The organism is Winogradskyella alexanderae, assembly GCF_020166335.1.
GTDB lineage: Bacteria > Bacteroidota > Bacteroidia > Flavobacteriales > Flavobacteriaceae > Winogradskyella > Winogradskyella alexanderae.
Map to the genome: position 1 here is coordinate 26,594 of NZ_JAIUJR010000010.1, position 12,720 is coordinate 39,313.

At 35.7% G+C, this 12,720-nt stretch carries 10 protein-coding genes; 5 read left to right on the forward strand and 5 right to left on the reverse strand.

Annotated elements, in window-relative coordinates:
* The first annotated feature begins 39 nt into the window (after positions 1-39).
* From LBU54_RS13375 to LBU54_RS13390, 4 genes are read left to right on the forward strand one after another with little or no spacing between them, the layout of a single operon-like run.
* Complete coding sequence (locus LBU54_RS13375) at positions 40-4,077, forward strand: FG-GAP-like repeat-containing protein (RefSeq protein WP_224530788.1); 4,038 nt, start codon at positions 40-42, stop codon at positions 4,075-4,077.
* A 29-nt stretch (positions 4,078-4,106) separates the two neighbouring features.
* Positions 4,107-4,706 (forward strand): SprT-like domain-containing protein, encoded by a 600-nt coding sequence (locus tag LBU54_RS13380; RefSeq protein ID WP_224530789.1) that lies wholly within the window; start codon positions 4,107-4,109, stop codon positions 4,704-4,706.
* A complete protein-coding gene (locus LBU54_RS13385) occupies positions 4,703-5,785 on the forward strand; it encodes a mannose-1-phosphate guanylyltransferase (protein WP_224530790.1) in 1,083 nt (360 codons plus the stop codon). Before LBU54_RS13380 ends, LBU54_RS13385 begins: the two co-directional genes overlap by 4 nt.
* Before the next feature lie 6 nt (positions 5,786-5,791).
* Positions 5,792-7,267 (forward strand): DUF389 domain-containing protein, encoded by a 1,476-nt coding sequence (locus LBU54_RS13390; protein WP_224530791.1) that lies wholly within the window; start codon positions 5,792-5,794, stop codon positions 7,265-7,267.
* A 4-nt stretch (positions 7,268-7,271) separates the two neighbouring features.
* On the opposite strand, the gene LBU54_RS13395 is transcribed toward LBU54_RS13390, so the two are convergent.
* Both LBU54_RS13395 and LBU54_RS13400 read right to left on the reverse strand, forming a co-directional pair.
* Complete coding sequence (locus tag LBU54_RS13395; protein ID WP_224530792.1) at positions 7,272-8,039, reverse strand: ABC transporter ATP-binding protein; 768 nt, start codon at positions 8,037-8,039, stop codon at positions 7,272-7,274.
* Positions 8,039-8,776 (reverse strand): MlaE family ABC transporter permease, encoded by a 738-nt coding sequence (locus LBU54_RS13400; protein WP_224530793.1) that lies wholly within the window; start codon positions 8,774-8,776, stop codon positions 8,039-8,041. Before LBU54_RS13400 ends, LBU54_RS13395 begins: the two co-directional genes overlap by 1 nt.
* Before the next feature lie 113 nt (positions 8,777-8,889).
* Between LBU54_RS13400 and pafA the strand changes: the two genes are divergently transcribed.
* Complete coding sequence (gene pafA, locus LBU54_RS13405) at positions 8,890-10,539, forward strand: alkaline phosphatase PafA (protein WP_224530794.1); 1,650 nt, start codon at positions 8,890-8,892, stop codon at positions 10,537-10,539.
* Here the strand turns inward: pafA and LBU54_RS13410 are convergent.
* Genes LBU54_RS13410 through proC form a run of 3 tightly spaced genes read right to left on the reverse strand, consistent with a single transcriptional unit; the run spans position 10,536 to position 12,719 of the window.
* Complete coding sequence (locus LBU54_RS13410) at positions 10,536-11,384, reverse strand: glycosyltransferase family 2 protein (RefSeq protein WP_224530795.1); 849 nt, start codon at positions 11,382-11,384, stop codon at positions 10,536-10,538. The two genes, pafA and LBU54_RS13410, sit on opposite strands and share 4 nt — an antisense overlap.
* A gap of 24 nt (positions 11,385-11,408) precedes the next feature.
* Positions 11,409-11,930, reverse strand: coding sequence for a class I SAM-dependent methyltransferase (locus LBU54_RS13415; protein WP_224530796.1), 522 nt, complete (start codon positions 11,928-11,930; stop codon positions 11,409-11,411).
* 3 nt (positions 11,931-11,933) lie between these two features.
* Positions 11,934-12,719: a pyrroline-5-carboxylate reductase gene (proC, locus tag LBU54_RS13420; protein WP_224530797.1), complete on the reverse strand. Its 786-nt coding sequence runs from the start codon at positions 12,717-12,719 to the stop codon at positions 11,934-11,936.
* Position 12,720: the final 1 nt, after the last annotated feature.

Sequence of the window (12,720 nt, forward strand, 5' to 3'; positions counted from 1 at the left end):
TTTTAAACCTAATTTTTATATTTATATAAAATTCAAATTATGGGAAGAATTTTACCCCTAAAAATATCTTCTTTCATTTTCACTATAGTGTGCTTCTCAACCGGTATTATATGTGGGCAGACTTTTGACAGAGTTGAGAATACAGTAGGTTTGGGTATCCTTAGAGAAAATAATGGAGTTGCCGTGGCTGACTATGACGGAGACAATGATCTCGATATTTTTGTTGTTGCAAATGCGGTTGAAAACCAAGATGATCTGTCCACTTTTAGTCGCTTGTTTAGAAATAATAATGATGGTTCATTTACCGATGTTACAGAATTTGCTGGTTTGACCGATTTATTGACTTCAGAAGATGAAATACAAGAAACGTTTGCTCAACGAGGTTATAGGTTTGGCGCATCTTGGGGTGATTATAACAATGACGGTTTTCCGGATCTATTTTTAACCTATTCACTTAAAGTAGAACTTTGGAGGAATTTAGGGAATGGAACTTTTGCAAATGTTACTGGAATATCTGGTTTTCAAACGTCAAATGATTGTATTAATACTGGTGCAACATGGTTAGATTATAACAATGACGGGTTCCTAGATATTTATTTTACTGACTGGAATGAGTGTAATTCTAATTCGTTTTATAGAAATAATGGCAATGGTACATTTACTAATACCACGGCAGAACTTGGTCTTACTGAAGTTGATTCTAACTATAGTTATACTACACTACCATTTGATGTTAATAATGATGGGTGGATTGATTTGATTGTTACCAATGATTTTGAAGATGCTAACTACCTTTATATTAATCAATCCGGCACTGGTTTTGTTGAAGATGCAGCCACGTACGGTCTTAATAATATGATTGATGATATGGCTGTGGCAATAAGTGATTTTGATTTAGATCAGGATTTCGATTTTTTTGTAACGGGAATTGATGAAAATTCTTTGTTAGAAAACAACGGATCAAATAGCTTTACCGATACAGCTACCAACTATGGAATAGAACAAACTGGTTGGGCCTGGGGAGCTCGATTTGCTGATTTTGATTTGGACGGTGATGAGGATTTGTTTGTGGCCAATGGTTATGAATTTGAGACTAGAGGAGCTGAGGCAAATAAGTATTTCAGGAATTTGCACAGTCAAGGACAAACTGTCTTTGAAGATGCATCAGTAATTTCTGGATTAAACGATCAAACTGAAAGTGTTGAAGCATTAGATTTTGATTATGACAATGATGGTGATTTAGACTTAATAGTTACCAATGGTGATGGCTCAGTTTTATTCTATGAAAACAAAATCCTTAATTTTGATGATGTTTCTCCAGCTTCAAACTGGTTTAAAATTCAGCTTGAGGGTACGGTTTCCAATCGTGATGCAATTGGTACCACAATTACATTAACAACTTCAACGGGCACATTAAAGCGCTATTACTCCGGTGTCGGTTTTATGAGTCAAAGTCTACAAGGTGTTCACTTTGGTCTAGGCGATGCAACTAATATTACCGAATTAGAAATTAAATGGCCTTCTGGGCTTATCGAAACCTTTAATTCTATTTCAACCAATATTACAATTAAAGTAACTGAAGGCCAAGGTTATGAGATTCTAGATGTAGAACCAAGTCAAAAGGTCTATGGGTGTACAGATCCTGTTTCTTGCAACTACAATCCGGATGCAACTTTAGATGATGGTTCATGCACCTATTTAGAGGCTCAAAGTATTGTTGGGCCAACAGTATCTTCGTTTTTAAAAACTGAGACTTATAGCTATGCTATAGCCAATGAATCAACAGCGCAATGGCAAGTGGTTGGTGGTGAAATTCTTAATGGTCAAGGCACAAGCACTATAACTGTAAGCTGGGGAATAGAAGAGGCAGGTTTCGTTTCTGTTATTGAATCCGATAGCCAGTGTTCAAGTTTACAAGCTTCGATAAATGTGGAATTGAATACAGATGAATTACCAGAGAATATATCTATTGCAAGATTATGGAATGAAGTTTTGTTAGATGCTATAAGAGGGGATTTTGCAAGGCCAACTGTTCATGCAAGAAACCTATTTCATACAAGTGTTGCCATGTACGATATCTGGGCTATTTATGATGAGGTTGCAGAACCTTATTTAATTGGTAACACTGTTAATGATTTTAACAGTGAACTCGAAGATTTTATTTTAATTGACAGTAAAGAGGAATCTTTAAAACAAGCCATAAGCTATGCAATGTATCGCATATTAACGCACCGATTCCAAAATTCTCCAAGTGCAGAAACAACTCAAGCACGTTTTGATTTATTAATGAACAAATTAGGCTATGATACAAGTTATACATCATTGCTTTATGAATTTGGTAATGCTGCAGCATTGGGTAACTATGTTGCCCAGACTATAATAGATTATGGTTTACAAGATGGTTCAAGAGAGGCAACAGGTTATGATAATGCATATTATGAACCAGTAAATGCACCTTATGCATTAGATTCTAATGATAACCCACCAATTAATGACCCTAATAGATGGCAACCTCTTGGATTAGATACTTTTATTGACCAAGGTGGTAATCTAGTAGATGGCAATGTACCTCCTTTTTTAAGTCCAGAATGGGGAAATGTCTTTTCATTTGCTTTAAAAGAAGAGGACAAGGTTACATACGAAAGAGATGGCAACCAATATCATGTGTTCCATGATCCCTCGGATCCACCATATATAAGTTTAACGGAAAATAACGTAATGAGCGATGCTTACAAATGGGGCTTTACAATGGTATCTGTATGGCAAGCACATTTAGATCCGAGTGATGGCGTAATGTGGGATATATCTCCAAATTCAATTGGAAATGTTGATATTAGTACATTTCCAACTGAGTATACAGATTATCCGGATTTTTATGATTTCTTTGAAGGAGGAAGTGTCAGTGCAGGCCACACTGTAAATCCGTTTACAGGAAATCCATACGAAATCAACATGGTGCCACGGGGTGATTATGGAAGAGTGCTTGCAGAGTTCTGGGCAGACGGTCCTGATTCGGAAACACCACCTGGTCATTGGTTTACCATTTTGAATTATGTAAATGATCATCCTAATTTTGAAAAACGTTTTCAAGGGGAAGGAGAAGTGTTAGATGCGCTCGAATGGGACGTCAAAGCATACTTTATTCTGGGAGGTGGTATGCATGATGCTGCAATCTCCGCATGGAGTGTTAAAGGATGGTATGATTACATACGCCCAATATCTGCAATTCGATCCATGGCAGAACGTGGTCAGAGTACTGATCCTACATTAGACAATTACGATGTTTCAGGGATCCCATTAATAGATGGTTATATTGAAGTTATTGAGGAAGGTGATCCTTTGGCTGGCTTCGTAAATCAATACGTTGGGCAAATTAAACTCTACACTTGGAAAGGTCACGATTTCATCGAAGATACAGAGATAGACCAAGCGGGAGTTGGTTGGATAAGGGCTTCAGATTGGTATCCATACCAAAGGCCAACTTTTGTTACACCACCATTTGCTGGTTATGTTTCAGGACATTCAACTTATTCTCGTGCGGCGGCAGAACTGTTAACAATGATGACAGGTAGCGAATATTTTCCAGGAGGACTCGGTGAGTTTGTCGCCAAGGCCAATGAGTTCTTGGTATTTGAAGAAGGTCCTTCAGTAGATGTTGTATTACAATGGGCAACATACAGAGATGCTTCTGATCAAACTAGTTTAAGTAGGATTTGGGGTGGTATTCATCCTCCGGCAGACGATATACCTGGAAGATTTATTGGCCAAGAAGTTGCTGAGGATGCTTTTACATTTGCAGTACCTTATTTCCAAGGTTCTCTGGATATAGAGCAAGTAGAATCTATCGATTATTCAATTTATCCAAATCCTACTACCAATAAAGAGATTAATATTACAAACACAAATAGCACTGAAACCATTGAATTATTTGATATTAGAGGTCGTAAAATAAGTATTGACAATACGAGTTATGATGCAATAAACAATATTACTTCTATCCGAGTAAATTCGGCAACACCAGGTCTTTATATGCTTAGTATAAACAATAATTCAAAGATGATAGTGGTAAAGAACTAGTTGAAGGATATCACGTCTACTATTAAATTATGCAAAAAACCTTGTCTGATTTCTTACCAAACGAAGCAATTTCTTTGGTTGATACTATTCTCTCAAATGATAAATTATTTGTAAAAATTAAAAATGAAAGAAAGACAAAGCATGGGGATTACCGAGAATTGCCAAATGGGAAACATCAAATAACCATTAATTCTAATCTCAATCCGTATCGATTTCTCATAACCTTAATTCATGAAATTGCCCATTTTGAAGCTTATGAGAATTATGGAAGAACTATAAAACCACATGGTAAAGAATGGAAAAAGACGTTTCAGTATTTAATGTTACCATTTTTAAGGCCATCGATATTTCCAAATGAGCTATTACCCTTATTGGCCAAACACTTTAAGAATCCAAAAGCATCCAGCGACACAGATACGCAACTCGCCTTAGCCTTAAAGCTGTTCGACGAAGGCAAACCAAAAACCTATGTATTTGAAGTACCTTTGGGGTATAATTTTAAGCTCTACAATGGAAGGGTTTTTAAAAAAGGACAATTAAGACGAAAACGTATTGAATGTGTTGAGGTTAAAACAGGCAAACTGTACCTTTTTAATCCCAATGCTGAAGTAGAAATTATTGATGCATGAAAAATAAAAATTATTACGCCATATTAATGGCTGGCGGAGTTGGATCTAGATTTTGGCCAGTGAGCACACAGAATTTCCCTAAGCAATTTCATGATATGCTAGGAACGGGAGAGACCTTGATTCAAAAAACATTTAAAAGACTGGCCAAACTTATACCAGAAGAAAATATTTTCATATTAACTAATGAACGTTATAATGATTTAGTTTATGAACAATTACCAGGTATTACTAAGAGACAAGTGGTCTTAGAACCTGCAATGCGTAACACAGCGCCATGTATATTGTACGCATCATTAAAAATCCAAAAAGAAAACGAAAACGCAGTAATGATTGTTGCTCCGAGTGATCATTGGATAGAAGATGAAGGTGCTTTTTCAAAAAACGTAAAAACGGCATTTGATTTCTGCCAATCAAATAACGCTTTGATGACATTGGGAATAACACCAACATTTCCAAACACTGGTTATGGTTATATAGAATACAATAAATCAACAAATGATGAAATAAAGTCTGTTGATCAATTTAGAGAAAAGCCAGATTATGAGACGGCCAAGTCTTTTCTAGAGCAAGGAAATTTCCTTTGGAATGCAGGGATTTTTATGTGGAGAGTAAAAACGGTAGTGAATGCTTTTAAATCGAATCAACCCGTGTTATTTGAGCTATTTAACAATGGCTATAGCGTTTACAATACAGAGTTTGAAGATGACTTTATTAAAGAAAATTATGCCAAGGCAGAAAATATTTCTGTTGATTATGCTATAATGGAGAAGAGCAAAAATGTATATGTAATACCCGCAACTTTTGATTGGAATGACCTCGGAACTTGGGGAAGTTTATACGATAAATTAAAGAAGGATGATAACGACAATGCCGTGGTTAATTCCAAAGTTCTCTTGGAGCAATCAAGCGGAAATATGATTCGTACAAAAAAGGATAAAGTAGTGGTGGTAGACGGATTAAATGATTATATAATTGTTGATAAAGACGAAGTTTTACTTATCTTTCCTAAGGCTAAAGAACAAGACATTAAAAAAGTTCTTCAAAATGTGAAAGCCAATTTTGGAGAAAACTATGGTTAAAATTTCATGGAGGAGAATAAATTTAATTTTTCCGACGAGGAAGAAAGAAAACAAATAGACAAAGACAAAGCTGTTGAAGAGCAAAAAGAAGCCATTAAAAAGGATGCCAAAGGGCTATTTGCGAGTATAAAATCTTTCCTGAGTGAACTTCTTGATTTTCGTGAAGACACAGATAGAGATGCCACAATCGATGCTATTAAAGGTGATATCTCTTTTAAAGGAGCAACTGCCTGGATATTAATATGTTCTATTATGGTGGCCTCTGTCGGGCTAAATGCAAATAGTACAGCGGTTGTAATTGGTGCCATGCTTATTTCTCCATTAATGGGTCCTATCCTTGGAGTTGGTATGTCTATTGCCATAAATGATATTGATACGCTTAGAAAGTCATTAATAAACCTAGTAACAATGATAGTACTGAGTTTATTAACTGCTTTTTTATTTTTTAAGTTTTTTCCAACCGCAGATGTAGGTAACAGTGAAATTTTTGGTAGAACAAAACCAGACTTTAGAGATGTTCTCATAGCATTTTTTGGTGGCTTAGCGTTAATCATTGCTCGTACCAAAAAAGGAACAATTGCTTCAGTAATATTTGGCGTAGCAATTGCAACAGCTTTAATGCCTCCTTTGTGTGTTGCTGGTTATGGATTAGCTAACGACTGGTCTGCATTTATTGGCGCCATGTACCTCTTTACTATTAACAGTATTTTTATTGCTTTAGCTACATTTATTGTTTTAAAGCTATTGCGCTTCCCAATGCTAAAATATGCCAACTCGGCCAAGAGAAAAAGGATTGCCAGATTAGCAACCTTGGTAGCAATAATAGTAATGATACCTGCTGGTATTACTTTTTGGGATGTTTATAAAGAAAGTAATTTTAATATGGAGGCAGAATCATTCCGTGATTCAGAATTAAGTGGTTTACCACATGCAGATTATATTAAAAGAAACTTTGTGTTTAGGTATAATAGTGATCGTGGCTCATTTTTAGAATTAAATTCATTTGGGTTAGACGAAATACCTGAGTCTACTATTGCATTGTTAAGAAGTCGTATTAATGATTACCCAGCACTAGTAAGAAATGAAACGCAACTTTTTTATGATCCCATAAAGAACTCTGATGTGGAGGGATTTAAATATATGAAGGAATTGCGTTTGCGCGATTCTCTCGATCTTTTATCGAAAGATGAAAGAATAAATTATTTACAAAGTAGAGTCAAAGCGCTGGAAATTTTTGAAAAAAACCAGATACCATTTGCGAGTATTTCTGAGGAAGTGAAGCTAAACTATGAGAACATAGAGAGGCTTGCGCTTGCCAATGTAGTTTCTTCAGACTTTAAAAAACTTGACACCACGCTTATGTTTCGGGTTAAGTGGAAAGATTCACTTAGTTCAGATGTTATCATTAAAGAGGAAAGAAGATTAGAGAAATGGCTAAGATTTAAATTAGACGTTGATACTGTCTTAATCGCAAGGGATTAGTAAGTTACTCATTTTCCTCAATATACATTCTCCTTACTTTTTTGAATAGTTCAGAGGAATATACAAAATCGGTAACAGCCTTATTATCTGTTTTAAATATGGTTTCTTTAGAACCTTCCCATTCCTTATAACCATCTTTTAGAAAGACTATTTTTTCTCCAATTTCCATTACGGAGTTCATATCATGAGAATTTATTACTGTGATGATTTGATATTCATCTGTGATTTCCTGTATAAGATTGTCAATTACGATGGCTGTTTTAGGATCAAGGCCCGAATTTGGCTCGTCACAAAAAAGATATTTAGGATTGTTTACAATAGCCCTTGCAATGGCAACTCGTTTTTGCATACCACCAGAAGCTTCGCTGGGCATTTTATTATGTGCATTGGGCAGGTTAACGCGCTGTAAAACTTCATTTACCCTATCTTCCATTTCCCCTTTGCTTTGTTTTGTAAACATACGTAATGGAAACATGACATTCTCAGCGATAGTCATAGAATCAAAAAGTGCACTTCCTTGAAACACCATACCCATTTTAGATCGCAGATCGCGTCGCTCGTCGTGGCTTAATTCGCTAAGAATTTTACCGTCGTAGGAAATGAAACCCTGTTCAAACGTAAATAGACCTAAAAGGCATTTTAAGAAAACTGTTTTTCCAGAGCCACTTTGCCCAATAATGAGATTGGTTTTACCCTTTTCAAAGGAGGTTGTAATACCCTTTAAAATGTGAGCATCCCCAAACGATTTATGTAAATCTTTTACCTCTATCATTAGCCAAGGAGTAAACTGGTTATTAAATAATTTACAAGAATAATCACAACACTAGTCCAGACAAATGAGGTTGTACTGGCCTTGCCTACCTCTAGTGCGCCCCCTTTCATGAAATAACCATAAAAGGAAGGAATGGTCGCTAGTATAAAAGCAAATAACATTGTTTTTATAAAGGCATAGGCCATATGAAATGGGATAAAATCATTCTGAACCCCTTCGATATAATCCTCTAGAGTACCATATCCTCCGTAAACACAAGCGGCCAATCCACCAAGTATGCCTAAAAACATCGCAATCGATATAATAAAAGGATATAATGTAAGGGCTATGAATTTTGGAAATACTAAATAGTTTATTGCATTTATACCCATCACTTCTAAGGCATCTATCTGTTCGGTAACACGCATGGTTCCAATACTCGAGGTAATAAATGATCCAACTTTACCAGCCATAATTATGGATATAAAGGTTGGTGCAAACTCAAGAATAATAGATTGTCGGGTGGCAAATCCAACGAGATACTTAGGAATTAATGGATTGCTGATATTTAATGAGGTCTGAATCGCGACAACGCCACCAACAAAAAACGAAATAAATGCTACAATACCGAGACTACTAATGATAAGATCGTCAATATCTTTTAATATTAGCGTTTTCATAACAGACCACTTCGTTGGTTTGCGAAACATGTCTTTAATCATTATAAAGTAAGTGCCAATATTATGAAGGTACTTCATGTAAGAAATTCTTAACGCTAAAGTATAAAAAATGATTAGTTTATTAATGTTAATTTAATCGAAGATGACTTAAAAACTGTATTTTTGAAAAGGTTTTAATGACATAAATTATCATGAAGAGAATCTTACCATTACTCATTTGTTTTCTAATTTTGGCTTCATGTTTAGCTCAAAGTAAATCGGTAATTACAACACCAGAAAATTCAAGGCCAAAGTTAATTGTTGGTATTGTTGTAGACCAAATGCGCTATGATTATTTAACGCGATTTGAATCGAAATTTGGTGAGGGTGGATTTAAACGAATGATAAATGAAGGATTCAACTGTAAGAATAATCATTTTAATTATGTGCCAACCTATACAGGGCCTGGTCATGCGTCGGTATATACGGGTACGACGCCAAAATATCATGGTATAATTAGTAATAATTGGTATGACAAAGAGATTAAAAGCGTAGTGTATTGTGCTGGCGATGAATCCGTAAATTCTATTGGGACTGAAAGCAACTCAGGTAAAATGTCACCACATAGAATGCTTACCACTACTTTTGGAGATGAAAACAAATTGTTTACACAACATAGAGGTAAAACTATTGGTATCGCAATAAAAGACCGTGGCGCAATTTTGCCTGCAGGTCATACAGCAGATGCAGCATACTGGTTTCATGGAAAAGAAGAGGGTGTTTGGATTTCGAGCTCGTTTTACATGGAAGACTTACCAAATTGGGTGAAAAAGTTTAATTCATCTAAACAAGCCGAATCTTACTTTAAGGTTTGGGACACTTTTTATGACATTAATATTTATACTGAAAGTGGGCCAGACCAAAACACTTTTGAAGGCGGTTTTGAGGGTAAGGAGATGGCTACATTTCCATATGACTTGGATAGCTTAAAGGACAAAAACGGAGGCTTTGATATCTTAAAGCCAACTCCTTTTGGCAATAGTTTAACCACGGATTTTGCTTTAGCAGCGATTGAGGGGGAAGATTTAGGCGAAGACAATATAACCGATGTACTTACTGTGAGTTATTCAAGCACTGATTATGTAGGTCACAACTTCGGTGTAAACTCAAAAGAGGTACAAGATACTTATGTACGATTGGATAAGGATTTAGAGCGACTCTTTATCTTTTTGGATTTAAAAGTTGGTAAAGGTGAGTATACTGTATTTCTGACCTCAGACCATGGGGCGGTTGAGGTGCCTGCATATTTACAATCGGTAAATATTCCTGCGGGATATTTGAATTATAATGATAGGAAGCAACGATTTCAAAAGTTCTTGAATGACACATATGGTACAACTGAAATTGTGGAAAATGTAAGTAACAACCAGATATTTTTCAACAAAGCAAAACTGAACGAGTTGGGCTTGAATATTCATGATGTTGAACAAGCCTTGGTAGACGAGCAAATTAGTTATCCGAATATTGCTAAAGTCTACACGGCTACTACTATGAATAGTACAAATTTCACTACTGGAATAGAGTCCTTATTACAAAACGGATTCAATCAAAAGCGCTCAGGTGATGTTATTGTGGTAGACGATATTGCCCATATTGCCTATGGCCGTACTGGCTCTACACACGGAAGTGGATTAAATTATGACACCCATGTACCATTATTATTTATGGGAAAGGGTATACGGCACGGAGAAACATTAGAAAAGACGGTAATACCTGATATTGCGCCTACTATTTCGGCATTACTGGGTATAAGTTTTCCAAATGGTGCAACAGGACAGCCCTTAGGTTTTCTTTTGGATTAGGAGATTTTTTTTAAAATACCCTCCCACCTTATCCGTCTTATGAACTTGCCTTCATCTTCTGAAACTAGGTAATCAGATTTATTTGATTTTGCTCTAAAATAACCATTCATATAATCGTTAAACAGACTAAAACCACCTTTTTTAAAGGCTAGTTTAATAGCTGATATTAATGTTATCAAAAAACCATAACGCATTTTATACATGGCTTCACCTTGCAAGTATTTTGCGGCTTTATCGTAGGATTGACCTGTTGGTTTGAGATGTTTTACATGAAGCGATTCATCAGTAATGACGTTCCAACCATGATACTTGGCTAAGAGTTCATCTACAGTGTCCCATCCCATTGAAGGCTTTAATCTCCCAATTTGTTCGAAGCATTCTTTTCTATAAGCTTTTAATGCACCTCGTATATGGTCTTTACGGGTTAGATTTTCTAAAATCCACTTGCCATTTTCTTCAATATAGCAAAAGCCGGAAACCATTCCTGTTTTAGGTCTTGTACCAAAGTGATAAGCTAGTTTTTCGAGATAGTTTTCTGGAAATATGAGGTCCGCATCAAACTTGCAAATTATGTCGTATTTGTCATCTAACTGATTTAATCCTTTGTAGAATGCCTTGATAATTTTTGAACCGGGTAAATGGGCTTCGCTCGACAGGTTATTGATGAAATTTATAAATGAAAAATTTTCTGAGTATGATTTCAAAAGGTTTTCTGTGCCATCAGTAGAATTGTCATTTACAACAATGACCTGCTTGGGTAATAACGTTTGGTTAATTAATGAATCTAGTGTCTTTACTAGAAACGCTTCTTCGTTATGAGCAGGTATGACAATGTAAAAGTTCAATTAATCGAATAATAAAATTCAAAGTTAAACTCTTTCGGCATAAACAATATAATACCTGTTTATAAATCTTCTTAGGAATGGTCTTAGTCCTATTTTATTTACAGGGTTGGTCCATTTTGCTGTATCTTTAATTTTCCAGCCAGTCTTTTCTAACAGCCAGTCTAATTGCCAATCTTCAAACTCATGGTAGTGCCTATCTCTCTCATCTGTTTCACTCTTATAGGCAGACGCAAACCAAAGTCTTAAAGGGACACTAACGATAATTTTATTAGCCTTTATTGATTTTAAAACTTCGTAAGGTGAAAGAAGATGTTCAAAAATTTCAAAGGCCGTTATGACATCAGCATTAGAATTTTCAATGGCACTTCTGTCCTCATCAAGATCTTCGCCGTTTGTATTTGAAACCTCATAGCCATTGGCTATCATAATTTCAGACATAGGATTTTTTACACCTAGATCTAGGATAGATTCAGAAGTTTTAATATGTTTTTTTAAAAATAGAAGGGTAAGCTTAAAACGTTTGTTGGGAAAAGTTTTTTCGTACATGTCTTATGAAATTTTATCCAAAGACGTCTTGATTCCTTTTATCAATGCCGAGCTAAAACCATTATGTTCCATTTCATTCAGTCCAGTAATGGTGCAACCTTTTGGTGTAGTGACTTTATCGATTTCAGCTTCAGGATGGTTGCCTCCTTTTAGCAACAGCTCGCTTGCGCCTTTTACAGTTTGTGTAGCAATTTTGTTTGCAGTTTTGGCATCAAAACCTATTTCAATACCACCTTGTATCATTGCTCTGATAAAACGCAAAACATATGCAATACCACAAGCACCCAAAACAGTTGCGGCATCCATTAGTTGTTCATCAATAAGGATGGTTTCACCTAATGCATTGAAAATAGAAGTGACTTCTTCCATATCACTTTGAGAAGCATTTTTTGATGCCATACAAGTCATGGATGCATTAACCGAAGCAGCAGTATTAGGCATAGCCCTTACTATGGAGGGTTGCACGCTAAGGCAATTTGAAATCTGTTCTATTGTGAAATCGCTCACTACAGAAACTAAAATTTTATCAGTTGTTATTTCATCTGAAATCTCCTCAAGGACTGCTTCAATTTTATAGGGTTTTACGGCAATAATGATGATATCCGAATTAATTACCGCTTCCTTGTTGTTTTTAGTAACGGCAACACCTTGGTCTTTGTATGCATTAAGAAAATCAATTCGATTTCGGGTAATGGTCAGTTTTGAAGCCTCAAAATCATTGGATAATAAACCATCGGCAATTGATTTTCCCAGATTTCCTCCACCAATTATTGCTATGGTTTTTGCCATA